The sequence below is a fragment of the Methanofollis tationis genome, from assembly GCF_013377755.1.
GTDB classification, from domain to species: Archaea; Halobacteriota; Methanomicrobia; order Methanomicrobiales; family Methanofollaceae; genus Methanofollis; species Methanofollis tationis.
On sequence record NZ_JABXWR010000001.1, the window covers coordinates 1939339 to 1965124 of the forward strand.

General features: G+C 59.2%; 29 protein-coding genes, 2 tRNA genes and 1 pseudogene. 16 read left to right on the plus strand and 16 right to left on the minus strand.

All coding sequences use genetic code 11. The annotated features are described in order from the left end of the window. Positions 1–52: 52 nt before the first annotated feature. Complete coding sequence (gene minD, locus HWN36_RS10155; protein WP_176789227.1) at positions 53–838, minus strand: cell division ATPase MinD; 786 nt, start codon at positions 836–838, stop codon at positions 53–55. Between the two features lie 123 nt (positions 839–961). Then, a complete protein-coding gene (locus HWN36_RS10160; protein ID WP_176789228.1) occupies positions 962–1264 on the minus strand; it encodes a hypothetical protein in 303 nt (100 codons plus the stop codon). A 33-nt stretch (positions 1265–1297) separates the two neighbouring features. Here HWN36_RS10160 and HWN36_RS10165 point away from each other — a divergent pair, with 33 nt between their 5' ends. After that, positions 1298–1489 carry a hypothetical protein gene (locus HWN36_RS10165; protein WP_176789229.1) on the plus strand — a complete coding sequence of 64 codons (192 nt, stop codon included), beginning with the start codon at positions 1298–1300 and terminating at the stop codon, positions 1487–1489. Between the two features lie 63 nt (positions 1490–1552). On the opposite strand, the gene HWN36_RS10170 is transcribed toward HWN36_RS10165, so the two are convergent. Genes HWN36_RS10170 through HWN36_RS10195 form a run of 6 tightly spaced genes read right to left on the minus strand, consistent with a single transcriptional unit; the run spans position 1553 to position 5727 of the window. Beyond that, a complete protein-coding gene (locus HWN36_RS10170; protein WP_218133220.1) occupies positions 1553–2236 on the minus strand; it encodes a roadblock/LC7 domain-containing protein in 684 nt (227 codons plus the stop codon). Position 2237: 1 nt separating this feature from the next. Then, positions 2238–2585 carry a roadblock/LC7 domain-containing protein gene (locus HWN36_RS10175; RefSeq protein WP_048104189.1) on the minus strand — a complete coding sequence of 116 codons (348 nt, stop codon included), beginning with the start codon at positions 2583–2585 and terminating at the stop codon, positions 2238–2240. Between the two features lie 9 nt (positions 2586–2594). Next, positions 2595–3998, minus strand: a complete 1404-nt coding sequence (locus HWN36_RS10180) for a Ni/Fe hydrogenase subunit alpha (RefSeq protein WP_176789231.1) — start codon at positions 3996–3998, stop codon at positions 2595–2597. Next, complete coding sequence (locus HWN36_RS10185; RefSeq protein WP_176789232.1) at positions 3995–4912, minus strand: NADH-quinone oxidoreductase subunit B family protein; 918 nt, start codon at positions 4910–4912, stop codon at positions 3995–3997. Before HWN36_RS10185 ends, HWN36_RS10180 begins: the two co-directional genes overlap by 4 nt. A 6-nt stretch (positions 4913–4918) precedes the next feature. Continuing rightward, on the minus strand, positions 4919–5473 hold the full coding sequence (locus tag HWN36_RS10190; protein WP_246269898.1) for a hydrocarbon binding protein (contains V4R domain): 555 nt from the start codon (positions 5471–5473) through the stop codon (positions 4919–4921). 8 nt (positions 5474–5481) lie between these two features. After that, positions 5482–5727: a 4Fe-4S binding protein gene (locus tag HWN36_RS10195; RefSeq protein WP_176789234.1), complete on the minus strand. Its 246-nt coding sequence runs from the start codon at positions 5725–5727 to the stop codon at positions 5482–5484. 108 nt (positions 5728–5835) lie between these two features. Here HWN36_RS10195 and HWN36_RS10200 point away from each other — a divergent pair, with 108 nt between their 5' ends. Genes HWN36_RS10200 through HWN36_RS10220 form a run of 5 tightly spaced genes read left to right on the plus strand, consistent with a single transcriptional unit; the run spans position 5836 to position 12418 of the window. Next, the gene (locus tag HWN36_RS10200; RefSeq protein ID WP_176789235.1) at positions 5836–6633 is read left to right on the plus strand and encodes an A24 family peptidase C-terminal domain-containing protein; all 798 of its coding nucleotides are present in this window, start codon (positions 5836–5838) and stop codon (positions 6631–6633) included. Between the two features lie 4 nt (positions 6634–6637). Further along, on the plus strand, positions 6638–7000 hold the full coding sequence (gene hisI, locus HWN36_RS10205; RefSeq protein ID WP_176789236.1) for a phosphoribosyl-AMP cyclohydrolase: 363 nt from the start codon (positions 6638–6640) through the stop codon (positions 6998–7000). Positions 7001–7027: 27 nt separating this feature from the next. Beyond that, positions 7028–8977, plus strand: a complete 1950-nt coding sequence (locus tag HWN36_RS10210; protein WP_176789237.1) for a PINc/VapC family ATPase — start codon at positions 7028–7030, stop codon at positions 8975–8977. A 27-nt stretch (positions 8978–9004) separates the two neighbouring features. Next, positions 9005–11797, plus strand: a complete 2793-nt coding sequence (gene leuS, locus HWN36_RS10215) for a leucine--tRNA ligase (protein ID WP_176789238.1) — start codon at positions 9005–9007, stop codon at positions 11795–11797. Between the two features lie 60 nt (positions 11798–11857). Beyond that, positions 11858–12418, plus strand: a complete 561-nt coding sequence (locus HWN36_RS10220; protein ID WP_176789239.1) for a GNAT family N-acetyltransferase — start codon at positions 11858–11860, stop codon at positions 12416–12418. A 13-nt stretch (positions 12419–12431) separates the two neighbouring features. Here HWN36_RS10220 and HWN36_RS10225 read toward each other — a convergent pair whose 3' ends face one another. Beyond that, entirely contained in the window at positions 12432–12743 is a 312-nt protein-coding gene (locus HWN36_RS10225; protein ID WP_176789240.1) for a DUF5611 family protein, read from the minus strand. Between the two features lie 272 nt (positions 12744–13015). Between HWN36_RS10225 and HWN36_RS10230 the strand changes: the two genes are divergently transcribed. From HWN36_RS10230 to HWN36_RS10245, 4 genes are all read left to right on the plus strand, one after another. Continuing rightward, positions 13016–13738, plus strand: coding sequence for a proteasome assembly chaperone family protein (locus HWN36_RS10230; RefSeq protein ID WP_246269899.1), 723 nt, complete (start codon positions 13016–13018; stop codon positions 13736–13738). 6 nt (positions 13739–13744) lie between these two features. Further along, the gene (locus tag HWN36_RS10235) at positions 13745–14143 is read left to right on the plus strand and encodes a DUF473 domain-containing protein (RefSeq protein WP_176789242.1); all 399 of its coding nucleotides are present in this window, start codon (positions 13745–13747) and stop codon (positions 14141–14143) included. Between the two features lie 53 nt (positions 14144–14196). Beyond that, positions 14197–14271: transfer RNA gene (locus tag HWN36_RS10240), tRNA-Arg, on the plus strand. Between the two features lie 41 nt (positions 14272–14312). Further along, a complete protein-coding gene (locus tag HWN36_RS10245) occupies positions 14313–14792 on the plus strand; it encodes a hypothetical protein (RefSeq protein WP_218133221.1) in 480 nt (159 codons plus the stop codon). Between the two features lie 246 nt (positions 14793–15038). Here HWN36_RS10245 and metG read toward each other — a convergent pair whose 3' ends face one another. After that, a complete protein-coding gene (gene metG / locus HWN36_RS10250) occupies positions 15039–17039 on the minus strand; it encodes a methionine--tRNA ligase (RefSeq protein WP_176789244.1) in 2001 nt (666 codons plus the stop codon). Positions 17040–17079: 40 nt separating this feature from the next. Then, positions 17080–17952, minus strand: a complete 873-nt coding sequence (locus HWN36_RS10255; protein ID WP_176789245.1) for a GNAT family N-acetyltransferase — start codon at positions 17950–17952, stop codon at positions 17080–17082. Between the two features lie 50 nt (positions 17953–18002). Here HWN36_RS10255 and HWN36_RS10260 point away from each other — a divergent pair, with 50 nt between their 5' ends. Next, positions 18003–18785 carry a hypothetical protein gene (locus HWN36_RS10260; protein WP_176789246.1) on the plus strand — a complete coding sequence of 261 codons (783 nt, stop codon included), beginning with the start codon at positions 18003–18005 and terminating at the stop codon, positions 18783–18785. Here HWN36_RS10260 and HWN36_RS10265 read toward each other — a convergent pair. Continuing rightward, complete coding sequence (locus HWN36_RS10265; RefSeq protein WP_176789247.1) at positions 18778–19743, minus strand: DHH family phosphoesterase; 966 nt, start codon at positions 19741–19743, stop codon at positions 18778–18780. The genes HWN36_RS10260 and HWN36_RS10265 overlap by 8 nt on opposite strands. 87 nt (positions 19744–19830) lie before the next feature. Between HWN36_RS10265 and HWN36_RS10270 the strand changes: the two genes are divergently transcribed. The 3 genes and pseudogenes from HWN36_RS10270 to HWN36_RS10280 all read left to right on the plus strand — a co-directional run. Then, positions 19831–19904, plus strand: a tRNA-Phe gene (locus HWN36_RS10270). 182 nt (positions 19905–20086) lie between these two features. After that, positions 20087–20350, plus strand: coding sequence for a helix-turn-helix domain-containing protein (locus HWN36_RS12330; protein ID WP_176789248.1), 264 nt, complete (start codon positions 20087–20089; stop codon positions 20348–20350). Continuing rightward, positions 20307–21083 (plus strand): annotated as a pseudogene (locus tag HWN36_RS10280) (RNA-guided endonuclease InsQ/TnpB family protein); the annotation flags it as partial. The gene HWN36_RS12330 and the pseudogene HWN36_RS10280, both read left to right, overlap by 44 nt. Positions 21084–21130: 47 nt before the next feature. Here the strand turns inward: HWN36_RS10280 and HWN36_RS10285 are convergent. Next, positions 21131–22258: an IS256 family transposase gene (locus tag HWN36_RS10285; protein WP_176787304.1), complete on the minus strand. Its 1128-nt coding sequence runs from the start codon at positions 22256–22258 to the stop codon at positions 21131–21133. A gap of 78 nt (positions 22259–22336) precedes the next feature. Between HWN36_RS10285 and HWN36_RS12335 the strand changes: the two genes are divergently transcribed. Next, on the plus strand, positions 22337–22459 hold the full coding sequence (locus HWN36_RS12335) for a zinc ribbon domain-containing protein (RefSeq protein WP_218133222.1): 123 nt from the start codon (positions 22337–22339) through the stop codon (positions 22457–22459). Between the two features lie 137 nt (positions 22460–22596). Here HWN36_RS12335 and HWN36_RS10295 read toward each other — a convergent pair whose 3' ends face one another. Beyond that, positions 22597–22980 (minus strand): response regulator, encoded by a 384-nt coding sequence (locus HWN36_RS10295; protein WP_176789250.1) that lies wholly within the window; start codon positions 22978–22980, stop codon positions 22597–22599. Then, positions 22970–24403 carry a sensor histidine kinase gene (locus HWN36_RS10300; protein WP_176789251.1) on the minus strand — a complete coding sequence of 478 codons (1434 nt, stop codon included), beginning with the start codon at positions 24401–24403 and terminating at the stop codon, positions 22970–22972. The genes HWN36_RS10295 and HWN36_RS10300 overlap by 11 nt, the downstream gene beginning before the upstream one ends. Positions 24404–24559: 156 nt before the next feature. Here HWN36_RS10300 and HWN36_RS10305 point away from each other — a divergent pair, with 156 nt between their 5' ends. Next, entirely contained in the window at positions 24560–25264 is a 705-nt protein-coding gene (locus tag HWN36_RS10305) for a 2,5-diamino-6-(ribosylamino)-4(3H)-pyrimidinone 5'-phosphate reductase (RefSeq protein ID WP_176789252.1), read from the plus strand. On the opposite strand, the gene HWN36_RS10310 is transcribed toward HWN36_RS10305, so the two are convergent. Then, the gene (locus HWN36_RS10310; protein ID WP_176789253.1) at positions 25250–25747 is read right to left on the minus strand and encodes a hypothetical protein; all 498 of its coding nucleotides are present in this window, start codon (positions 25745–25747) and stop codon (positions 25250–25252) included. The genes HWN36_RS10305 and HWN36_RS10310 overlap by 15 nt on opposite strands. Positions 25748–25786: the final 39 nt, after the last annotated feature.

Genomic DNA, 25786 nt, shown 5'->3' on the forward strand with positions numbered 1-25786 from the left:
CGGCTTTATGTGTACCCGCTCCTGCGGAAAAACGGAGATTCGGCCGGGCCCTTTAATGGCCCCCTCCGAAGAGGGTGTGGGCAAGCCTGTCGATGAAGTTCTGTTTTCTCTCTTCGGTTTCCTCGGCATACTCCACGCCTGCAATATCTGCGGCAATCCGCCTGAAAGCCCGTGAGGATTCGGATGCTGGATATTTGACGACAACGGGTGTCTTGTATGCGGCTGAACGTCTGACATTCGGATCTTCGGGGATCATATCGATGACCCGCACGCCAAGCACGTCTTCAACAGAGTGTCTCCTGATCTCGGTGTTTTCCATTCCCGACCTGTTGATGATGGCGCCGTAGACTTTTCCTCCCACCATTTCGGTGAGGATCTTCGTCTTGAGCGCGTCTGCCATCGAAGAGAGCTCCGGGTTCACGACAAGGATTACCTCGTCGCAGATGGCCAGTGCCACGACGCCGTCCTTGCTGATCCCGGCGGCGGCGTCCACGAGAAGGTAATCGCACCGGTCGACAAGGTCACGCATGACTTCGCGCAGATGGTCGGGATCCGCGTTCTGGAAACCCTGGAGAGAGATTCCGCTTGGCACAACCTTAACCCCGTTCGGGCCTTCGTAGATGGCGTCCTCTACCTTTGCCCTGCCGGCGAGAACCTCATGCAGTGTCACCGGTGCATCTTCCAGCCCGAGGACCAGCCCCAGGTTTGCCATTCCGATATCAGCATCAAGAATATAGGTTTCTTTGCCGAGTTGGGCGAGAGATGTCCCGAGATTGACGGTTACTGTTGTCTTCCCGGTCCCCCCCTTCCCGGATGCGATGGTAAATGCCCTGATCAATCCGCCACCTTCTACTCCATTGATTGTGAACTATGGTATTTAAAAATTTTCAATTTGTCGCTGGCCGTTACTGTCCATTAATCTAACATTAGAGCAAAGAACTTTAGAATGGGGGGTTAAGGGTCAGGGGTCCTCTTTTTTCTCCCTGGAGATGAGGTGCTCCATATGCATCTCCCTGAGCAGGTCAGATGCGTCGGCTTCGAAATTTTCAGAGAGTTTTCTAATGGCTTCTATGGATGATGTATTCAGGACCTGTTTTTTCTCGTGTTCATGGCAGTTATCGTGTTTTTGTAGCCGGTTTTCAGTATTTTTCTCGGTTTCATCTGTTTTTATGATCCGTATGGTGGCGTTCCGTGTGTTGTGGCCTATTTTGACCGCTTTTATGGTGGTCATGCCCACGGGGCCATCCTCCTCCTCAACCTTCATGCCTTCATTGAACAGGATGAGCGTATCGATGTCATGTGCCGGAAACGCATGGAGACCGGCCCTGACGACGGCGTTCGAGGCCTCGATCTCCCTGAGTGCCTGCCGGCCTGCAAGGCCGCCCGTTTCTGCACAGACCGGAACGCCGGCTTTAAACAGCACCGCGCCCCTGAGATCCCCGGCGTCAAAGGCCAGCGCTCCGGTGAAGCCGTTGCTCCGGCACCGTGAGGCGATCTCCTCCAGAGGAAGCCTCAGACAATGGGCAGGCTGGCCGGATATTGGGAGACGCACCTATTCACCCCATCGTATGCTCCTGAGAGCAAGCCTGACCAGCCCGAGGTTTGCGTTCGAGGCGGTGAGGATGCAGATGGAGAGGTCGCCGAACGGGGCGATGATCAGCTTTCCGCCTGGCGTTTCAAGGATGATCTGGTCGAGGTCTCCGGTTTCCAGGTCCCTGGCGATCTTCGATCCGGCCCTGAGCAGATCCTCCGCAACGGCGGCGATCCGATCGAAGTCTGCGGCCCCGGCAGACTGGACTGCAAACCCTTCAAAAAACGCTGAGACGGCGATCACGCCGGGCTGCGAGAGGATCAGGTCGAGGGCTCCGTCGGTCAGGGAAGGTGCGGATCTCTCTTCAGGGATGGCAAAGGACCGGGCCTCGGTCTCTTTTATGAGGGCATGCCCGCTCTCTCTGCACCGGTGGAGCGCCTCCCGGTATTCGTTCTCGTCATACCTGAAGAGCATGCATACCGGGCACTTTTCATCGGAAAGGGACGAGATCGCACGGTCTGCGGCAAGATCGCGTGATCTGTCTTTAAATCCGGCGGCAACGGGATTCCCTCTCTCTGAGAGGACAAAACCTTCTCCTCCTCCGCTCTGGATCCGCACGATTGCATAGAACGCTTCGGTGAAGGGCAGCACCTCATCGATCGGTGCTTTCATCCTCCCGAAATTCTTTCCTTCAGGTAGGGTCATGTTAGAGTGCTGCAATTATCCTTTCCCTGTTCTTTTTGAGTTCGTACCTGATCCTGCCGATGTTCACGCCGTCATTTGCGACGATCGCGATCATCTCGTCCTCTGAGAGGGGTGAGAGGAGGATGGGGCCGTTTTCCAGCTCGACGAGCATCTGGTTCAGCTGTCCCTTGCCGAGTTCGGCACCCATCGCCTCTGACGTGCCCATGCCGGTGGATGCCATGGCGCCGAGGGCGTCGGTGTCGATATCGCCCGAAATGGCGTCTTCGATCACGAAACCGTCACGGCCGACGACGACGGCAGCTGTTACGCCATCCAGCCTGAGAAATTCCATCAGTATCTGTTTGAGTATCTCCATTCCTCAGTTCACCTCTCTTATCATGACTTTTTTATCCCCTCTGCCGTCTGGACGGCACACTTCGATCCGCATGGGCATCCGGCCGATCGCATGGGTCGCACAGGAGATGCATGGATCATAGGCACGGATGACAGTTTCGATCCGGTTTGATGCCTCTTCCGTGAGCTCGCCATTTTTAATCACTTTTCTGGCAACGTCTTCGACACCCCGGTCCATGGCATAATTGTTCTGGCAGGTGGCGACGATCAGGTTGCACCGCTCGATGATCCCGTTCTCATCGACCGAATAATCGTGGATGAGGGTGCCGCGGGGGGCCTCGATGATCCCGACGCCCCGCCGCTCTACCACGCCGCTCACCGGCGTGCGGACATCGGTGCCGGTGATGCCGGCGTCTTCGAGGAGTTCGACCGTCCGCTCGCATGCGGAGAGGAACTCGATGTAGCGCGCCGCATTGTAGGCAAGGGCCGCCTGGGAGAAACGCCCGAACACCTTCCGGTATTCGGCAAGGGCGGCGTCGGCCTTCGGCGTGCCCATCCTCTCCGCGATGTTCAGCCGCGCCAGGGGGCCGACCCGGTAGTGCTCCCCTGAGGCGAGTCTGCAGAATTTCAGGTAGGACCAGTCCTCAGAGTACTCCCTGACGTGGTGCAGGTAGTCCTTGCCGGTGAATGACCCCAGGGATTTGCCGTCTTTACCGACGATCTGCACCTCGCCGCCGCTGATCGCGTGGGTGCCGTTCTCGCTCATGCCCATGAAAGCGGTCTCGACGGCCCCGAAGGAGGTGTCGAAGTTGTCCATCATGCCTTTTGCGATCTCCCATCCTTCTTCGGCGATCACGAGGCCCGCTTTTGCAGACTGGAGGAGCGTTTGCTGCTGATCGGCGGTGAGGGGACGGGACATGCCGCCGGGGATGGCGTTTGACGGGTGGATCGGTTTGCCGCCGACCGCCTCGGTGATGCGCTGGCCGAGTTTTCGCACCTCGATCGCCTTCTTCGCGATCTCAGGGGAGCGTTTCGCAAGCCCGATGACGTTGCGCTCCTCAGGTGCGGCATCGCCGAGGAGGAAGTCCGGTGCGGCGAGCATGAAGAAGTGGAGGGCGTGCGAGTGGATGAACTGCCCGGCCATCAGGAGTTCTCTCAACATCCTGCCGGTCTGCGGCGGTTGGGCACCAAAGATCTGATCGGTCGCCCGTGCCGCTGCGACGTGGTGGGAGGTCGGGCAGATGCCGCAGATCCGCGGGGTGATCCGCGGCGCCTCCTCGATGGCCGCACCGACCAGGAACTTCTCAAACCCACGGAGTTCGACGACGTTGAAGTGGGCGGACGAAACCTCGCCCTTCTCGTCGAGGTCGATGCGCACCTGCGCGTGTCCTTCGATCCGCGTCACCGGCGAGATGGTCAGGCGGGTCATGCGCCGTCCCCCTTGACGAGGTCGCGGATCTTTGATATCTCCTTGTCTTCCATGATCAGGCTCCCGATGGTGAAGGGATACATCGTGTGCGCCACGTCGTAGAGCTGTTTTTCGATCTCTTTTTCAGGTATATCGGTGAGGTCGGCGATCCGCCTGACCATCATGTTATGGATGTCCCGGCAGGGCTCCCTGAGGATATCGAGGGACGGGCCGTTGCAGCCGTGGCAGGGGATGTTGTTGTGCGGGCAGGCGGCCCCGCACCTGCCGAAGGTGACCGGGCCGAGACAGAGATAGCCCTGCCCGAGGAGGCAGTGCTCGCGATCGGGCGTTCCCTCGTAGCGCCGTTTCAGGTGCCAGTTTTTGACGTCCCCCATCTTCCGGTCGCATTCCGAGCAGACCGATTTCTTGGAGAGCTCGATATGGTCTCCGGCAATAAGGGCCGGGAGGATCGTCCTGAGGAACTTCTCCTTTGGCGGGCATCCGGTGATATAGTAGTCCACCTTGACGAGGTCTCCGACCGCAAACGCCCGGTACAGGAATGCAGGGACGTCTTTTGGTATGATATTCCCTTTCTCTGCGGTCTCCACGCCCTGATAGACGCAGGCAAAGAGGTCTTCTGCCTTTCCAAGCATGGAGAGGCCAGATACTCCACCGTAACATGCGCAGGTGCCGAAGGCGATGAGCTTCTTCGAGCGTTTTCTGAGCAGTTTCAGGCGCTCTTCATTCTCTTCGTTCCTCACCGCCCCGGTGACAAAGGCGATGTCGATCCCTTCGGGGGGCTCCTTGGCGTCCATGATCACGGGCGAGTAGACGATATCGGCCTGAGCGACCACGTCGAGCAGGGCTTCATGGAGGTCGAGGATGGAGATGGTGCAGCCCGAGCACCCGGCCAGTTCTTCGATTGCGATTTTCATGGCCAATCACTTCAGGATCAGTTTTTTCAGGCAGGCGTTCGGACCGGTGTGCACGATCTCCAGTTTCGCCCGCCGACCGGTGATCTCCTCGATCGCCCCGACCACATAGCCGTAGAGCGTCTGGCAGAGGGGGCCGCCCTGCTCCATGCCGTTGCGGCGGAGGGTCTGGCGGACGATGCAGTCGTGGAAGACGAGATAGATGAAGGTCTCGCCGTTCTCGGTGACGACATAGTGTTCCTTGTCCTCGGGTTTCCAGAGTTCGAAGGTGTACTGGCCGTGGAGGATATAGGAGAGTTCGCGCAGTGCCTCTTCGATGTCTTCGTTCTTCTGGAAATATTTCGCCACCTCATGACCGAACTTCTTTCCCGCCCGGTAGGTGACGGCGTTCGCGCCCCGTCCGGCAATCTCTTCGAGGGACTTGATGATCAGTCCGTTCATCTTCATGACGCCGTGGAGGGTCTGCTCCATGTCCTTTGCGCTCGGAGAGCAGGACATCGGGACGTCTTCGGCACGGAAGACCGTACCGGTCTTGAACTGCCGGTTCATTTCGTCAACGGTCATTTCTGTCATCATAACACCCGGTTGATCATTTCGCAGACGCGTATATCGATATAATGACGTTTCGAGGGGTAGACACCGCGATGCTCGAGTGCCTGAGCCGGGCAGATCTCGTGACAGGAAAGGCAGCCCATACAGTTTTCAGGCCTGACCGGGACACTGACCCCCTCTTTGAGCTCGTAGACCCGCATCGGACAGTCTTTTACACAGAGGCCACAGCCATTGCAGGCAGCAGCATCGACAGATATCTCTATCACTCACACCACCAGATACAGTACAGGATACATCAACTGTCCTATTCACCTGTATTAATAATTATTGATAATTGTTTGCTCCTATAATATGGTAAAAATGGAGAAATCGAGATGATATCGCTTCCGCTTGCCATTGCCTCGGTTGCAGTGGCCCTGACGCTGCTGTATGCATCGGTCCTTGACCACCGCGACCGGCGGGTCCCGTTTGTGACCTGGTATCCGATGCTCGCCGTCGCCGTCCCATGCGTCTGCCTCTTCTATGCCGGTCTGGTCATGGGGGGAAATGGCGGGGCGGCCCTGTACCTGATCGCCCTCTCCCTTCTCTTCTCTGCGCTCTTCTACGCCTTCGCAGTCTTCCACCTCTTCGGCGGGGCCGATGCCTGGGCGCTCATCTTCCTCTGTCTCACCGTCCCGGCATTCCCCTTCGAACCGCTGTGGGGCGTCCCGCCGGCGGGTTTTTTCCCGTTTTCCGTGCTGGTCGACGCTCTTCTGCTCAACCTTGCGGCGCCGCTCATCCTCTTTTGCTACAATCTCCTTCGGGGCAACCGGGCGCCGTTTCCCTCTATGTTCCTCGGCTACCCGGTGGACGGTGCTGAGATCCAGCGCCACTTCGGCTTTGTAATGGAGGAGATCAGGGAGGACGAGAACGGAACGCTCGTCCGCAGGTTTATGCGTCTTCGAGAGATGCTGAAACGGACGGTGCGCGGGGGCGAGCGGCGGATGTACACAAAAGACCTGCGCGAGCACCCCGAGCGCTACCGGAAGGAGCTCGCCCTGTACCGACGGGCTGGCAAAGTCTGGATCTCCTATGCCGTCCCCTTCATCATTCCGATAACCGCGGGCTTCCTCTGTGCACTCTTTATTGGCGATATCGTCTTTATGATCATGAAGATGCTTGCAGGAGTCTAGAACAATGGAACTGAACTATACCGGCGGGCTTGTCCCGGTGATTGTGCAGGACACGGTGAGCCGCGAGGTGCTGATGCTTGCATGGGCTGATGAGGAAGCAGTGCGGCTGACGCGGGAGACCGGGTATGCCCACTACTGGTCGCGCAGCCGGAAACAGATCTGGAAAAAGGGAGAGGAAAGCGGACATTTTCAGATTGTAACCGAGATACGCGTCGACTGTGATGAGGATACCCTTCTCTATCTTGTCGAGCAGCAGGGTGCCGCCTGCCACACGGGCCATTACTCCTGTTTTTACCGGGATATCGACGGCGGGGAACTCGCGCGCCCTCTTCTCGATCCATCAGAAGTATATGCTAATAAGGAATAAAGACACGTAAAATATGGTGAATTTTTTATGAAAATAGTGCCTGATACGAGTGTCGTCATCGACGGACGCATCACCTCAATGATAAAAACCGGGGAATATACAGGATCCACAATAATCGTTCCGGAGGCAGTGGTTGCCGAGCTCGAAGCCCAGGCGAACCAGGGGCGCGAGATTGGCTTTTCCGGACTGACCGAACTTCAGAATCTTTCCCGGATGGCGGCCGAAGGAACTGTTGAACTCAGATATGTCGGCGTGCGCCCGAGCCTTGATCAGGTGAAGCTGGCGAGCGGCGGGGAGATCGACGCCCTGATCCGCAACGTCGCTCTTGAATATGACGCCACCTTCATCACCAGCGATGTTGTGCAGTCAGAGGTGGCGAAGGCGAAAGGGCTCGACGTCATCTATCTCAAACCCCAGATCGGTGAATCGACCCCGCTCATTCTTGACGGTTTCTTCGACGAGAATACGATCGCCATACATCTCAAAGAGCGCGTTCCTCCCGTGGCAAAGAAAGGCACCATGCATGATATGCACCTTGTGCAGATCAGGGACGCTCCCATGACCGAGTACGAACTGCGCACCATGGCGCAGGAGATCCTCGAACGGGCTAAACGCGATCCCGACGGCTTTATCGAGATCGAACGCCGCGGGATCACCGTCGTCCAGATCGGGTCGATCAGAATCTCCATCGCCCGCCGTCCGTTCTCGGACGGGATGGAGATCACCGCCGTTCGCCCGATCGTTGATGTCACCCTTGAACAGTACGCCATGGCAGATCTGATCAAGGAGCGGATCACCGACAACCGGTGCGGCGTGCTGATCGCCGGACCGCCGGGTGCCGGCAAGAGCACGCTCGCCCAGAGCATCGCCACATTCCTTTCGGAGAACGGTTTTATCGTCAAGACCATGGAAGCGCCGCGGGACCTTCAGGTGCCCGACAACATCACCCAGTACACGGCCCTTGAGGGGAGCATGACGAACACCGCCGAGGTGCTGCTTCTGGTCCGCCCCGATGCCGTGATCTTTGACGAACTCCGGAAGAGCGAGGACTTCAGGGTCTTTGCCGACATGCGTCTCGCCGGTGTGGGTATGATCGGTGTCGTCCACGCGATGCAGGTGCAGGACGCCGTCCAGAGGGTCATCGAGCGGATTGAAGCCGGTGTTCTGCCTCAGATCATCGGCACCATCGTTTTTGTCGATAGCGGCGAGATCACCGGCGTATACGACCTTGATTTCTCGATCAAGGTGCCCGAAGGAATGCACCCCGAACTGCATATGAGGCCGGTGACGACGGTCAGGGAAACCTCAACCGGTGCGATCGCCTGTGAGGTCTTCAAGTATGAGGGCGAGACGATTGTGATGCCGGCACGCGGTCTCCAGAAGGAGGCCCCGGCCCGGGCACCCCCTGTGCAGAAAATGCCCGTTCTGGAGGCGCAGATCGAAGAGCCCGTCCAGGCTGAACCCGAGGAACGGTATGCCTCCATGCCTGAGGAGGAAACCGGAGATACCCCGTGGCATGCATCAGAGCGCGATATTCAGCGGGAACTCTCCAGGTTCACCGACGGCCCTGTCGACGTATTCATGAAGAGCGACACCAAGGCCGTCGCCTATATCGAGGACAAGGACGTCCCGGCCGCGATCGGGCGCGGCGGCAAGAATATTGCAGGGATCGTGAACAAACTCGGGATCGGTATTGATATCAGACCGAGATCTGAACTCCCGCCCCCTGAGATCAACCAGGTCGAAGAGGTGCCTGCAAGCGGCGGGCTGAAGATCCGTATCGAGAAGAGGCACCTCACCCTGGTCGCCCCTGAGTTCAAGGAAGCGATCGTCGATGTGTTCTCCGGCAAGGAATATCTCTTTACGGCGACGGTAAATGAGAAAGGCGAGATTGAACTTGCAAAAAGCAGCAGCATCGCACAGGAATTGATACGCAGATACAACGACAACGAGACGATCAGACTGAGACCGGTATGACGTGAAAGATCTTGGGAGTGACAAAGCGTGGCTGAATGGGATATACAGAAACTGGAAGAGAAGTACCGGGATATCTGGCCTGCAGCATTCGAGGCAGACCCCGATGGAAGAGAGAAGTTTTACCTGAACGTTGCCTTCCCGTACCCGAGCGGTGCGATGCATGTGGGGCACGGCCGCACCTATATGGTCCCCGACGTGATCGCCCGTTTCTGGAGGATGCAGGGGAAAAACGTACTCTTCCCGATGGGCTTCCACGTAACCGGCACGCCGGTGATCGGGATATCGCGCCGGATCGCAAAAGGGGATGCCGGAACGATCCGGCTCTACCGCGACCTCTACCGGGTGCCGCAGGACGTGCTTGACCGCTTTGACGATCCGATGACGATCGTCCGTTATTTTGCCGGGGAGTACGAGAGGCTGATGCGCCGGGCCGGGCTCTCGATCGACTGGCGGCGCCGGTTCATCACGGTCGACCCCCAGTACTCGAAGTACATCGAGTGGCAGTATCACCACCTCCACGAGGGCGAGCATGTGGTCAGGGGCGTCCACCCGGTGAAGTACTGTCCCTCCTGCGACAACCCGGTCGGCGACCACGATCTGCTCGAGGGCGATAAGGCAGAGATCATGAAGTTCACCCTGGTGGTCTTCGACTGGCAGGGCGCGAAGATCCCCTGCGCCACCCTGCGGCCCGAGACGATCTACGGAGTCACAAACCTCTGGGCGAACCCTGGCCTCACCTATGTGCGGGCGAAGGTGGACGGGGAAGAGTGGGTGCTCTCCCGCGAGGCGGCCTACAAACTTGAGATGCAGGACCACGCCGTCGAAGTCACCGGCGAGGTTGAAGGCTCAGAACTCGTCGGGTCGAAGGCTTCGCACCCGCTCTGCGGCGAGGTGCCGGTGCTGCCCGCGGATTTTGTCGATCCCGATATGGGCTCGGGTCTTGTGATGAGCGTCCCGGCCCATGCGCCCTTCGACTACATCGCCCTCCGCGACCTCCAGAAGGAGGGGCGGTATGGGGAGATCGCCCCGGTGGCGATCATCAAGACCGAGGGATACGGGGAGTTCCCGGCGAAGGATGCTGTAGAAAAAGCCGGAATCCTGAACCAGAACGATCCGAGAATGGACGAGGTCACGCGCGAGGTATACGGGGCAGAACTGATCCGGGGGAGGCTGCTCGATACCTGTGGCGTTGTTTCAGGGAAGCCGGTCAAAGAAGGGCGTGATACGATTGCCGCCCTGATGATCGAGGCGTACGGCTCGAAGGAGATGTTCGACTTCGATACCCGCGCTGTGATCTGCCGCTGCGGCGGCCGCGTCTATGTGAAGATCCTCCATGACCAGTGGTTCCTCCAGTACTCGGATCCTGTCTGGAAGGAGCAGGTCCACGGCCAGATCGACCGGATGAGCATCGTGCCGACCGAGACCCGTGCCGAGTTCGACCGGACGGTGGACTGGCTGAAGGACTGGGCGTGCACCCGGCGGGTCGGCCTGGGGACGAAGCTCCCCTGGGACCCGGCATGGATCATCGAGCCCCTCTCGGACTCAACCCTGTACATGCTCTTCTACACGATCGCCCACCATATCAAGAAGATCGAGCCGGAGAAACTCACGCCCGACGTCTTCGAGTACATCGTCTTCGGGATCGGGAACCCGACGAGCGTTCCGAGGGAGACCCTCGATGCGATCAGGCAGGAGTGCCTCTACTGGTACCCCTATGAGTACCGCTTCTCGGCAAAGGACCTCATCTCGAACCACCTCACCTTCCAGCTCTTCCACCACCTTGCGGTCCTGCCCGAGGACCGGCAGCCGAAAGGAATGGTGATCTTCGGTATGGGTCTCCTGAACGGGGCGAAGATGTCCTCTTCCAAGGGCAATGTCGTCCTGCTGGAGGACGCCCTGAACGAGTTCGGGTCTGACACGGTGCGGATGTTCCTGATAGGCTCGGCCGAGCCCTGGCAGGACTTTGACTGGCGGAACGAACTGGTGATCGGGGCGAAGAAACAGATCGAACGGTTCTGGAACGAAGTCACCGAGGGGATCGCCGTCGAGGAGAACGACGGCCGCGAGATCGACGGCTGGCTCATCTCACGCCTGCAGCACCGGATCGAGAACGCCACCGGTGCGATGATGAACTTCCAGACACGGCAGGCGCTGCAGGAGAGCTTCTTCGGGATCGAGGCCGATCTGAAGTGGTACCGTCGCCGCCTTCCGACGATCGCGCCGGGTTCGGCTGCGGTCCGCGAACTCTGCTCGGCATGGGTGCGTCTGCTCGCCCCGATCGTGCCGTACACCTGCGAGGAACTCTGGCACCTGATGGGCAACGAGGGTTCCGTGGCCTTTGCCCCCTGGCCGGTTCAGGACGCTGCGAAGATCGATATGGCGGCCGAAATCGCCGAAGAGGTCCTTGCCCGTACGGTCGAGGACCTCGAGTCGATCATCAAGCTCATCCAGATGGAGCCGAAAGCGATCAACCTCTATGTGGCGCCGGCGTGGAAACGGCAGATCTTCGAGATGGTTGCCGCCGCCGAGGACCGGACCGACGCTGTCCGGCTGGTGATGGCAGACGACGGGCTGAAGGCCCGCGGCAAGGCGGCCGTGAACGCCGCCAGGCAGATCACGAAGTTCATCCACCGCCTCCCGCCGCAGTTCGTCGCCGATCTCGTCTCGGACAACGTCGACGAGAAGGCGGTCTTTACCGCCGCCCGTGAGTTCCTGGAGCGCGAGTTCGGTGTCCAGGTGAACATCCTGGATGCAGAGGGGAGCGAGGAGGCGAAGGCCGACGCCGCCCTCCCGTTCAAGCCTGCGATCGTGATCGAATAACCCCCTTTTTTTGAGGATGGGCAAGATGTATCTGCTCTGACATCAAACTGTGCCGTGAGCATGAGCGCATCACTCCGTATCAGGCCCGAGGTCCAGGCAGACTATGGGGCCGTTTTTGATCTGGACGTTGCGGCGTTTGGCGGCGACGGAGAATCCAGAATGGTCGGGCGGATCAGGTCTTCTGCCGGGTTCGATCCCCGTCTCTCCCTGGTTGCTGAAAGAGAGGGCAGGATCGTCGGCCATGTCGTCCTCTCCGGCATCGTGATCCAGACCCCTGACCGGGACGTCCCTGCGCTTGCCCTTGCTCCTGTCGCCGTTCTGCCCGCTTTCCAGCGGATGGGGATCGGTTTGGCCCTTATACGGGCGGCCCTCACCGCGGCGGCGTCCATCGGCTACGGCGCCGTGATCGTCCTCGGCCACCCGGAGTATTTCCCGCGGTTCGGGTGTGTGCCGGCGTCCGCCTACGGGATCACCGCCTCGTTTTCCGTGCCCGATCGGGCCTTCATGGCGCTCGAACTGGTGGAGGGTGCGCTCGACGGGATCGAGGGCACGGTCATCTATCCTGCTGCGTTCGACGACGTGACGCCCTCTCCCTTGCCGCTGCCGAGGTCTGAAAAATGATATAGACTTTTTTTTAATCGGATTTCTGCATTTTTTTTGCCCGCTCTTTGGAGTTGTAACCGGTGACGGCGTCGAGGTACCGCCTGAACCGCCGGTTCGTATCCAGAATCGTCTCGTCGTCGGCGGAGAGGTCGGACTCGGTGTCAACGAGAACGGTGTTTCCCTTCGGGCCGAGGCAGACCTCAAGGTGCTTGAGGGCACCGAACGAGATGGTGTACCGTCCGTCCGTCTCCGACGGCTCTGTCCCAAAGCACTCAGACAGGGAGGTGATCATCCGCTCTTCCAGTCCGTCTTTAAATCCCCGTTTGATCTGGTACTCCTGCATGCTCTCTTCTTTGTATTCGCCTGCATAAATTTGTCATGCTTCCTCCCTCCCTGGCGCGTCGATCGCATTGATATACCAATGAGCGCCTCTTTGTCGGCCGCGCGTTGTGCGTCCACCTTCCGAACCCCCCCTCCGGGTGGGGGGTGGACACCCCCTGCCCTGGGATAACCTGAAAATAATTCGAACCCCCCCTCCGGGTGGGGGGTGGACGCTTTCCTGGAGGGGCCGGGCGGTGAAGAATGTTTTTATCATACGCTGTCTATGGTAACGTAATGACGGTCGAGCCTGAGATAAAAATCACTTCTAAGCCGCTCAGCGGGGAAAACCCCATAGTTATGATGGGATTTCCCGGAAGTGGCCTCGTCGGGAGCATTGCTCTTCAGTACCTCGTGGAGCAGATGGAGTTCAACCAGATCGGGAATATCACGAGCAAATATTTCCCGCCCGTCGCCATGATGGCGAAGGGTGTGATCAACGTCCCGGTCAGGATCTATGAGAAGGATGAAGCCGTGGCAATCGTTGCCGACATTCCCATCCACCCGATGATCTGCTATGAGGTCGCAAACGGCATCATCGACTGGCTTTCCACCTTTCCGGTGCGAGAGGTAGCCACCATCGCCGGTATCGTCACCAACGAGCCGGAAAAACGTGTTTTTGGCGTCGCCACCCAGGAGGAGATGCTGGAGCGGATCACGGATCATACAGTCATACTCCCGATGGGGAGTATCTCAGGGATCGCCGGGAGCGTCCTCACCGAGTGCAAGATCCGGAATATTCCGGGCTACGGCTTCCTCGGCGAGACGGTCGCCACCCCTGATCCCAGATCGGCGGCCGCCGCCCTGAATGTGCTCAAGGTCATCTACGGACTTGAGATCGATATCGATCCCCTGCTCGAACAGGCCGAGGAGATCGAGGCGACGATGCACAAACTCGCAGAGGAAGTCCAGAGCGCGGAGCCGATGCAGAAGAAAGAGCACCTGCCGATGTACGGGTGATCAGAGATGAAGATTACTGCTTTAACCGGGATCTCTGGAACGGTCATCAGCGAGTTGAAGATGGGAAAACCAAGGACCATCGAGTTGCAGAGCGCAAACAACGTCGTCTCTGTCGCCTCTCTCGAACCCGGGCCTGACACCCATCTCTTTCTCACGAGCGTCGATCTTGAGGACATCTCGCCGGGCGATATGGGCATTATCGTGAAGGTGCTTTCGGTCAACATCACGATGAAGCGGATGATCGACATCATCCACCCGGTGTATTACGAGGAGCGCGAGCGGCTTTCAGCCAGAATACAGGTCAGATACTGTGGTAATTCGATGGTGAAGTCGGTGAGTGCCGGTTCTCTCTGCCACCCGACCGAGGTCGACGTTGTTATGGCGGCGCATTATCGCGCCGTCTGAATTGTTTTTTCAACAGTTTTATTATCCTGGAGTGCGAAAAGTATTGGGCCGCTGGGCCTGTGGCTTAGCCAGGACATAGCGCCGGGCTTCTAACCCGGACGCCGGGGGTTCGAATCCCTCCAGGCCCGTTCGATTCTGTAAGGCATATATTTTTGATAGACAGAGCATCATGGTGAAATCTCCGCGGGGCATCATCCTTCTTCTCTGTCTCATCTCAGCAGTAATTCTGTTCGGCTATCCCCTCCTTGTCGATCTCTCCAGGCCCTGTGACGCCGTTGCATCTGAGTTCGGGGCAGTAGCCGTCACGGCCGGGATCCCGGGCGGATCTGTGATCCAGATCACCGCCCCCTGTCCGGATGGTGGCGTTCTCTGCAACGCCCGGATCTATCTGGTCGATCCCGACGGCATGTATCACGTCGTCGGGAAAGGGGTCTTCGGCTCGTCGGAGAGCGTGGTATGGTATATCTTTCATTATCAACGCCCCGAGGCCGGAGCGCCGGAATACTGGATCACCGACGATACGGAGATGGTCTTTACCCGGACATATATCGAGAGCGTCGAACCCTTTGAACCGCGGGGCATATGGATGATCGAGATCGTGCCCCTGCGTGACGATGCGGTCGCCTCTGAACTCAGCGTGGCGCTGTAGGAAGGCACGACCCGAATCCGGTAGGATTACCTTCTTGGAGGAGCGATTGCTTCATGAAGACAACGCCATAGATCTTCTGTTCTGGCGTGCCTGTGCCGGGGGGCCTGCTGCCCCCGGACCTCCTGCCGATTGCGTGATTGGGGTGGACGGACCCAGGCAGGCAAAAAAGCATGGGGAAGGTGGTTGAACGATCGGCAGGTGCCAGGGGGGCTACCCGCGCGAAAGGGCGAAGAACAAAAAAAAGTGTTATCTGATCTTTGTCCCGGGCGCCACGTCCCGGCGGGGGATCAGCAGGGAGGCCTCCTCGCCGGCGGCCAGGATCATGCCCCGGCTCTCGATCCCGAAGATCTTTGCCGGCTTGAGGTTTGCGATCATGACGACCGGGGTTCCAACGAGTTCCTCCGGGGAGTAGAACGGGGCGATGCCGGAGACGACCTGGCGCTCTTCGCCGCCGAGGTCGACCATGATCCTCAGCAGTTTCTTCGAGCCTTTTACTGCCTCGGCGCTGATCACGCGGGCGACCCGGAGGTCCATTGTTGCAAAGTCGTCGATCGAGACCTCGCCGGTCTCTTCCTGGGGTTGTGTTTCTTTCATTCTTGCTTCACGCACACGTTTCTGGAGGAGTTCTTCGAGCGCCGCCACGCGGTCGTCTTCGAGTTTGGCAAACAGGGGATCGGGTTTTGGGAGGGGGCCGGCCGCGAGGGGTGTGGTGGCCTCGCCGATGCTGTGGGCTGAAACGGCGTCGCTCTGGCCGAGCATCGCCCATGCCCGCCCGGCGGCGTCGGGCATCACCGGCTCGATGAGGAGCGTGAGGGCCTTTGCGATCTGGAGGCCGTCGGCGATCACCTGCGCGGCAGCGGCCTGGTCGGTCTTGACGAGCTTCCAGGGTGCAGTGTTCTGGATGTAGGTGTTGCCGTAGGCTGCAAGCGCCATGATCGCGTCGACGGCGCTCTTGAACTCGTAGCCGCGGACGGCGGCGTCGACCTCGTCGAGGCACCGGCCGATCGCCGCCATCGCCTCTTCGCCCGGCTGTACATCGGGCACGCCGTCGAAGAACGTGTGGGCGAAGTGCAGGGTGCGGTACAGGAAGTTGCCCAGGGTGTTGACGATCTCGGCGTTCGCCCGCTCCTGGAAGACCTGCCAGGAGAAGTTCAGCTCCTTGGTGTGGCTGGTGTACGAGAGGAGGTAGTAGCGGAGGTAGTCTGCCGGGAGGCCCTTGTCGAGGTAGTCGTCATTCGTCCAGACGACATAGCCCCTCGACTTCGAGAACTTCTGGTCGTCGATCTTCACCATGCCCGAGGCGACGACCGCATGAGGCGTGCCGTAGCCCGCCCCTTTGAGCAGGGCCGGCCAGAAGATGCAGTGGTGGTAGATGATGTCGCTCCCGATGAAGTGGGTGATTTCGCCGTCGCCGCACCAGTAGCGTTTCCAGTTGTTTCCGGTCTTTTCCGCCCACTCCTCGGTGAACGAGATGTAGCCGATGGGTGCGTCCACCCAGACGTAGACCACCAGATCGGTCCTGCCCGGGAACTTCACGCCCCAGTCGAGGGTGCGGGTGATGCACCAGTCGTGGAGTTCGTCTCTTACCCAGCCGATGGCGTAGTTTCGGGCGTTTGAGGTGCCCGAGAGCCCTTCGAGGTAGTCCAGCAGGTACTGCCTGAAGTCGCCGAGTTTAAAGAAGAAATGCTCCTGCTCGCGCATCTCGGCCGGAGAACCGCAGACCTTGCAGACCGGGGTTTTGATCTCGCCGGGTTCGAGGTGGCGGCCGCAGCCGCGGTCGCACTCGTCGCCCCGCGCACTGGCCCCGCAGTACGGGCAGATCCCCTCGACATAGCGGTCGGGGAGGAAGCGCTTGCATTTCTGGCAGTAACTCTGCTGGATCTTTTCGGCGTAGACATACCCGTTGTCGATGAGGGCTCTGACCATCGACTGCGTGCGGTGGTGGTTGGCCTGATCGTCGGTCATCCCGAAGTGGTCGAAGGCGATCTCCATCCGTTTGAAGGTCTGGTCGAAGTGGTCGTGGTAGCGCAGGGCAAGGTCCCGCGGGCTCACTCCCTCCTGCTCGGCGCTGATCACGATCGGCGTCCCATGGTTGTCTGACCCGCAGATGAAGACCACGTCCTCGCCGCAGCGGCGGAGGTACCTGACGTAGAAATCGGCCGGGACATAGGTCCGCAGATGCCCGAGGTGACAGGGGCCGTTTGTATAGGGGAGGCCGCATGTCACCAGCAACGGTTTGCCACTCATTCGTATCCTCTTGGCGGTGAAGATATACATAGATTATTTGTTATCCGAGTTCGAAGGTGGTGACGCCGAACACCCGTTCCAGAGGGACGGCGGGCGCACCTCCCCGGTAGATCCTGGCTGTCTCGAATACCGTCTCCATCTTTCGCTCCTGTGCGAGGGCGACGGCGGCGGCGTTGGGCTCGGGGACGTCGAAGAAGAACGCTTCGCCCGGAACAGCGGCGGCGAGGCCGTCCAGGAGGGCGGCGGCGATCGCCGGGGTGTCGGCGAAGATCGGGCCGATCTTGTGCCCGTCGAAACATCGTCTGATGACACCGTAGCCCCTGACCTCGCCGTCCGGGCCGGTGGAGGCGAGGGCAGTGGCATCTTCCTGGAAGAGCCAGGGCCTGAGGAAACGGGGCCGGGGCGCCGAGAAGATAGCGGTGTCATAGGCGCTGAGGTCGTTGAAGGGGATCTCAGATGCCTGGATGAGTTCTTGTGGTGCTTCCCCGCCGCCGATGCCCTGGTAGCGGATGTTCCGGTAGAGGATCTCAAAGCCGAGGCGGTCGCGGTATTTCTGCTGCATGGCGACAACGCCGTCGCCGCCGATGATCCGGTCCCCGGCATGGTCTAGGGCGGCGTTCGAGACGGCAAGCCCGTAGCCGCGCCCGCGGTGTTCCTCCCTCACGATCAGGAGGCCCCAGAAGGCGAAGGTGTCGTTGTAGCGCACCATGGAGGTGCAGGCGACCGGTTCGCCGTCGACCTCGCCGATGAGAAAGCCGTCCGGGTCCTGGGCATAGAAGGCATCGGCGTCGTGGATGCCCGGGTTCCAGCCCTCTTCCCGTGCAAGCCCGATGGCGAAATCGACGTCTTCGCGTTCCATTCTCCTGATCGAGAAGTCATCATCCATGATCACCGCTGGGTCGGCCGATTTCATCTGCCTTTCTATTCAGCATCTCTATATGGGTCCGGGACGATTCTCTTCTCATGAAACAGATCCCGGTCAGGACCCGCTCCTTCGGTGCAGAAGCCGGGGTGCCCGGGGCCGCCGATCTCGCCCGCATGCTCCCGGCCCGCCGCGGCATCGGCGGTGACATTCTCTCGTTTCAGCTTGAACGCTCGCTCGCCCTTCAGGAGGGGATCAATCTGCCCTGTGCAGGCGGGCTTTTCTATGGCGAACGTCTGCTCGAATGCCTGGCCGGCGTCGAGGGGCGGCGGGTGACCGGCGAGGTCGGCGTCGAGCCCTCGGCCGTGCTGGAGGACGTGAGGTTTCTGGTGCGGCGCCAGAAGGGCGTCAGGTTCGCCCTGCCCGCCCCGTCCCTTCTCAAACTCGAGGACGCCTGCTACGGCGATCCCGACGAGATGGAGGAGGATGTCATACGGGCCTTTCGCCTGCTGATCCGGGAGATGCGGGACGCGGGCGCCGGGGGCCATGTGCTCATTGCGGAAAGAGTTGTCGACACCGAACTGGAAGGTCTGGCCGGGAAAAAAGTCGTGTTTTTCCCGACGGTGCGGGATGTTCCCTGCCTCGAAGCCCTCCTCGAACACCAGGGCCTCCTCCCCCTCGACCCGGAGGCACTCTCCCGTCTGGAGGCGCTTGCAGAGCGCTACGAGGTGCGGGAACTCTCCCTCCTGCACCCGACCCATGAGGACCTGACGGCGGCCTCAGCGTATTTCGACCCCGAGGAGATCACGGCCGGGGGCTATACGGCGGAGGGTGAGGAGGATCGCTGGGCTCTTCTCCGCGCCGGTGCGTATATCCTCAGATAGTCTCAGCGATCCTGGCCAGGTCGTTGAAGTGGCGGTTCCGTTTGAGGAGCCAGAAGAGGAAGCGGTCGATCAGGCTGAAGGAGAACGTCCCGCCGGCGGCGTTCGGGTGGCCGCCGCCCCCGTATTGGCGCGCGATGAGGTGGCTGACCGGCGGGACCGACCTGATAGAGAACCGGCCGTTCGCGGAGACGATCACCTCGATATCGGTCTTCATGGCGTCCCTGATCGCGTGCGCCGTCTCGCTCGGGTAGCCGTGGAGCGGAGCGAAGGCAATCCGGTATTTTTTCCCGTAGATCTTTGTCTGCCTGATGCTCGCCCCGATATCGGCGTCCATCCCCGCGCGGATCTCGGCGTAGATCCCCTCCACGCGCCGGTCGGTGACCTTTCCCTGTGCGAGGAGGTTCCTGACATAGGTGAGGTGCTGGCGGCGCTGGGTGACCTGTCCGAGAACGTCGGCCTGTGGGTCTTCTTTTTTCCAGAGGTCGTAGTCGCAGACGAGGCGGGCGACCTTTATGGCCTTTGCGTCGCCGGGCATCAGGTCGCGGGCGGCGATGGCGGTGGCGCAGACCGAGGTGTCGATGTGGAGGAGGGCGCAGTGTGGCCTGACCCCGTCGGCCTCGGCGTCGGTCCAGCGGTGGTGGTCCCGCCACTCGATCCGCCAGCCGTTCTCTGCCGCCGCCTTCACCGTCTCCTCGATCCCGCTCTGGTAACCAAGGTCGGAGATGGAGAGGACGTCCTCTTTTCCGGGCAGGGCGGCGATCAGGGCGAAGATCGCAGAGTACCGGCCGACCGAGGAGAAGATCGTCGTGATCGTCCCGTATTTCATGCGGTGGATGGCATCGGCGCCGGCGGCGTCGAGATCGTTGTGGGTGAGGTGGACGATTCCTGCCTTTCTTCCGGTGACGGCGCCGGTGAGGTCCTCGTCGGTGGTCTTCCGTCCGTCAATGACACTTACCATTACCTACATTCTGGGGGCGGGGGCATAATAAGGGCGGCGGTGAGAACCGCACGGTTTATTAATCTGAAATGACAACATGTATAGGTCGCCCTAGTAGCTCAGACTGGGAGAGCGCCAGACTGAAGATCTGGTTGTCCCCGGTTCAAATCCGGGCTGGGGCACTCTTATTTTTGTGAAAGTTTCATTTTATAAGGACTTTTGTGCCGTTTTGCATGTATGATAGGCCCGATGAAATGGTGTGGCCCTTTACGAAGAAAACAGGCAGAATGCCCCCCACTTCAGTGGGGGGATGAATGCCGTCCCCCCGACACCATTATTACGTATTAAGACACATAACCGCCCAATGCTTAAGGCATATCGGTATCGACTCTATCCCACAAAGTCTCAGGCTCCTCTCCTTGAGCAGACGCTTGAGATGTGTCGATGGGTCTATAACGATACGCTCGCATTGCGAAAAAAGGCGTGGGAACAGGAACAGCATTCCATTTCTCTCTATGAAACCAACAAGATCCTGACCCAATGGAAAAAGGAACGACCCGATCTAAGAACGACCCGATCTAAACCAGGTTCACTCTCAGGTTCTTCAGAATGTCCAGATGCGCGTTGATCTTGCGTTCAAAGCGTACTTCCGGCGGGTGAAGGCAGGGGAGAGCCCGGGATACCCGCGGTTCAAGGGGAAAGGCCGATACGACAGTATCACGTATCCGCAGTATGGATTCAAACTCGATGGCGATCGTCTTCATCTCTCAAAGATCGGAGATGTAAGGATCGTCCTCCACCGTCCGGTCGAAGGGACGATCAAGACCCTTACAATCCGACGCTCAGCAACCGGAAAGTGGTATGCCTGCTTCTCGGTCGAGTACGATCCCACGCCTGCACCGCAGAAGGAGACCACAGTCGGGATCGATGTCGGGCTTGAGTCTTTTGCCACACTCTCAAGCGGAGAGAAGATCCAAAACCCGCGGTTCTTCCGCACCGACGAGAAGGCCCTTGCGAAAGCACAGAGGAAACTCTCGAAGGCAGAGAAAGGAACTCCTGAACGGAAGAAAGCCCGGAAGATCGTCGCACACGTCCACGAACGTATCGCCAACAGGCGGCTCAATTTTGCTCACCAGATCTCCCGTCAATTAGTGGATCGGTTTGGCACGATTGTGTTCGAGGATCTGAACGTCAAGAATATGCAGAAAAACCACTATCTGGCAAAAAGCATTGCAGATGTTGCCTGGAATATGTTTATCACGATCACAGAGAGCAAAGCGGAGGATGCTGGCTCACGCGTGATCCTGGTGAACCCCAGAAACACGTCTCAAATGTGCTCCAGATGTGGGATGATCGGGTAGTGTTTCAGATCTTCTGTAATTCGTCTGAGCCCTGTCTCCTTGTTTGATCATTCCCCCTCCATCGTCAAATATCTTCTGCCGGTCACCCACTCCTCATTGATGTCCATCAGGATGGATCCTGCCAGCCTGAGGAGTGACTCTTCATTGGGAAAGGCCCCTACAACTTTGGTTCTCCGTTTCAGTTCCTTGTTGACTCTTTCCATCATGTTCGTCGTTCGGATCCGCTTTGCGTGCTCTTTCGGGAACGCCGTGTAACTCATAAGTCCCGGGATGAATCTCTCGATCGTATTGGCCGCTTTCCGATATCCTCGTTCGTTCAGATCATCTGCAAGCTGCTGAAGTCTTTCCTCGTCCCCATATGCCTCCTTCAAGGACTCAGCAACTTCTTTCTGATGTTTCCGTGGAATATTCTTTAAAACCGCCCGGGTGCAATGGACCGAGCACATCTGCCACGATGCGCCGAGGAAGGCGGCTTCCGCCGCCTTCTGGATCCCGGCATGACCATCTGAGACAACCATCTTGACACCCACCAATCCTCGTTCTTTGAGGTCTTCGAACAATCCCGACCAGAACATCTCATTTTCACAATCAGTGATTCTAGCTCCCAGGATTTCCCGGTAGCCATCCATTCGAACACCGGCGATCACCAGAAGAGCTTTGGTGATGTAGCGTGGTCCCTCTCTGACTTTGTAGTACGAAGCATCCACAAAGAGATAGGGAATCTCCTGTTCAATAGGCCTCTGAAGGAATGCATGGACCTGTTCATCGAGGTCCTTTGCTATCCTGGATACTGAAGCAGGAGAGAGTTGTTCGATGCCAAAATGAGCAACAATCTCCTGGATCCGGCGGGTTGAGACTCCCTGAAGGTAGGATTCAAAGATAGCATTCTCAAGAGCCTTCTCAACCCGGGAATAGCGTCCAAATACCTGTGTTTCGAAGGGGAACTCTCGGAATTGTGGTTTCTGGAGGATCGTTTCTCCATATCGGGTTTTTAGAGAGCGCTTCTTGTAGCCGTTTCGGTGAGCCTTCCGCGCATCGGTTCGTTCATACTGCTCGGCTCCCGCCTGGTGGAGGGCTTCGAGCAGCATCACCTGGTTGAGGAACCAGGTGATGAGGGTCTTCATGCCATTCTCATTATCGGAAAGATAATCTTCGATTAACGCTAAGGGATCCATGGCCCTGTTTCTCCTTTGTCCAAATCTAGGTTGGATTCAGGGCCAAATTATTTTTACAGAAAATTCGTTACACTATCGATGATCGTCGCAAAGACACTTTCTGATCGTGTTCATTCCTGCCCGCATTGTGGGTTGGTGATGGATCGCGACCAGAACGCGGCGATCAACATTATGAGATTGGGGCTGCAATCTCAGGGGTAACCCAGGATGCCCCCGACGAGAGGAGGGGGAGCAGTCACATGCGTGCACCTGTGCATGACGCCCTCCCGTAGCGCGGGTTTGGAGAAAGCGTTTGATGGGCACGCCGGTGCCGGGATCCGCCTCCTCTCCGACCCGTTTCACTTGCCTGTCCCTGCTCCTGAAAAATACCTGTCCAGTGCCTCTTTCAGTTCGAGGGGAGAGATCGGCTTTTCCAGCACCCCGACGACGCGCCGTCCGTATCGTGCATATTCTTCTGGCAGCAGGTGGCGGGCGGTGAAGAGCATCACCGGGATATCCGCTCCTGTTCTCCCCTCAAAAAGTGCGTCGAGGAACTTCCATCCGTCCACCGGCGCCATCTGCACGTCCAGGAGGATCAGGTCCGGCCTCCTTTTCCCGGCGATCTCCAGCGCATCAGGGATGCTCTGCGGGATCAATGGTTCATAGCCGATCCTGTGGAGGATCAGGTCCATCATCTCGAGGGTGACCCGGTCGTCGTCCACGACAAGGATGTTATATCCCATCTCCCCCCCTCTTCTGCAGGGCCACGGTGAACGTGCTGCCTTCTCCAACCCTGCTCTCCACGGCGATTGTCCCGCCGTTCAGGCGTACGTAGCGTTCGGCGATCGGGAGGCCGAGCCCCATCCGGTCGTAGTCGCGGCTGAGATCCTGCTCGTCGGCGAGATAGAACGGTTTGAAAATCGCCTTCAGTTTTTCAGGCTCGATCCCGATACCATTGTCTCTCACGATAATGGCCTGGTAATCCTCGTCTTCCTGGTAGGCGATCTCGACCCGGCGCGGGGGCCTGTTGTACTGCACGGCGTTGAGTACAAGGCTTTCCAGCACAAGGAAAAACTGCTCTCGATTGACCGAGATGCAGGCGTCGTCTGGAATATAGAGGCGCACCTCTGCGGTGCTTCCGACGTCATGGTGGGCGAGCACCTCGCAGACCAGGCCGCGCAGGTGCACCTGTTCAGGGGCGCAGGCAACCTTTCCGCTGTCGAGAAGGGAGAGTTCGAGCATCCGGTTCACGATGATGCGCTCGCGGTGGACATTGTCCAGACAGATCTTCAGGAGACGGCCGGCATCGTCGCCGATGCCGTAGCGCTCGCGATCTTCGATGAGGAGATGAAGATAGCCGAGGACCGGTTGAAGCGGTGTCCTCAGTTCGTGCGCAGCCGTGGTGACGAAGTCCTGTCTCCAGGTCTCCTCGACGGCGATCTTCCTGGTCGCCTCCTCCTCGCCTGTCCGTGCGGCCCTGTACGAGGCGAGCGATGAGAGATCGAGCGCCGAACAGGAGTGCTCCATCTGGTCGGGCCGGCCGGCAAGGAGCACAGGGACGGCGTTTCCTGCCATACCGGTAAAGACGGTCTCGAAGTTTCTTACTTCGACGCCCCTGCCGAGCATGCCGCAGAACGCCTGCCTGTCACTGTCACTGGTCCAGATCAGGCCGATCTCCATCCCTTCCAGCGCCTCTCTGGTGTATCCGAGGAGGGCGGCAAAAGCGGGTGTTGCACTGGTGATCATGAACGAGGTGCGTTCGAGCGTAAACGCAGGATTGTTCCTGGTGCTTCTCGTCATATCCTGGAAGCCGCGCGGCTGGAAGAGGGTGACCGCGGTCATCCCCCAGAGGTAGAGAAGCGTAAAGAGAAAGATCATGACCGGGTCGATGATGTAGCCGTCGAATGCGAGGTAGAGCGTCACCGTGGTATATGCGAGGGAGAGCGCGGCCGCCGTCCAGATCGAACGGTTCGAGTACCAGACGGCGATCGCGACGAGGGGGATGTAATAGAGGTGTGAAAAGGCGATCCCGGCGGCAAAAAGGATGGAATAGATCAGGATTATGGCAAGAATTGCAACAAACCCGCCATTGATCCCTATTCTGTACAGTCTGGAACCACACGGGGGAAAAAAAGCAGGTTCCGGACAAAATCCCCGTTCGGCCATTGGAATGAAGAGGTATTAGGTACGGCGTTATTTATGCGCTTTCATTTGATGCGGCGTTCTCCTGTGCCACACGGCGTGAACCACTCTGCACCTGCCGTACGGCGTCTTCCCGCTCTGCCCCCACAAGATAAAAAGTGGTGTAGCCAAGATCCTTTCATGCGCCCATATGTCTTTGTCAACCTTGCCATGAGTGCGGACGGGAAGATCTCGACGCGGGAACGGCGTCAGGTGAAGATATCCGGACCTGAAGACTTTGAACGGGTAGACCTGATCAAAGCGGACGCCGACGCGATCATGGTCGGTATCGGGACGGTGCTTGCCGACAACCCCTCGCTCACCGTGAAGTCCTCAAGGCGGAAAGGGGAACGGACGGCCGCGGGACGGGAAGAGAACCCGGCCCGGATCGTCGTGGACTCGATGGCGAGAACCCCGGTCGACGCCGATATCCTCGTCAAAGGGGCCGGGAAGAGGATAGTGGCGGTATCGGCGGCAGCGCCCGCAGACCGGGTCGATGCCCTCAGGGAGCGCGCCGAGGTCATCGTTGCCGGCGAGCAGACGGTCGACCTCGCCGCCCTGATGGAGGCCCTCGCCGGGATCGGGATCAGGCGGCTGATGGTCGAAGGGGGCGGCACCCTGATCTGGGGGCTCTTTAAGGCCGGACTTGTCGACGAACTGCGCACCTATGTCGGTTCGGTCGTCATCGGCGGTTCTGGGGCGCCGACACCGGCGGATGGGGACGGTTTTCTTGCAGAAGGTGAGTTCCCGCGCCTTATTCTGGCTGGCGTGGAGCGGATCGACGACGGCGTGCTCCTGACCTGGCAGGTGAAAAAAGAGGAGGGAGATCGGTCACTTCGGGGGTAGGACGACGTCGTAGATCTTGAACTCTGTGGCGCTGTTCGGCCCCAGCGGGCGGTCCATGGTGACCCAGACCTGGACGCGGTCCTGTGCGGCCGTCCCGGTGAACTCGATCGTCTGGCCGCGGGAGAGCGACGCCCCCGAGGGTTTGGTCAGGCTCTTTGTCTCGGTGGTCCCATCCGAACGGGTGACTGTTGCGGTCAGCTGGCGGACGTTCTCCTGGCCCTTGCCGCCATTGAAGGTGACGGTGATGGTCTTATAGATCGGATCCTTCTGTGCGGTTGCCGAAACGGTGTAGTCGGCCGGCATCGCGTCGGTCGGTTCAGGCACCAGGGAGATCGGCGCTGCTGTGGTGGCGGCGGGAGCGGTGGTGGTCTGGGGTCCGGTGGTCGGAGCGGGCGTTGTATCCGGTGATGTGCCCGTGCAGCCGGCGGCCAGGGCCGTGACGGCGAGCACCGCCAGAACAAGAAGAATGGTTACTCTTTTCATGCGCGTTTGTGAGAATTACTGGTATTTGAGGCTTTCGGA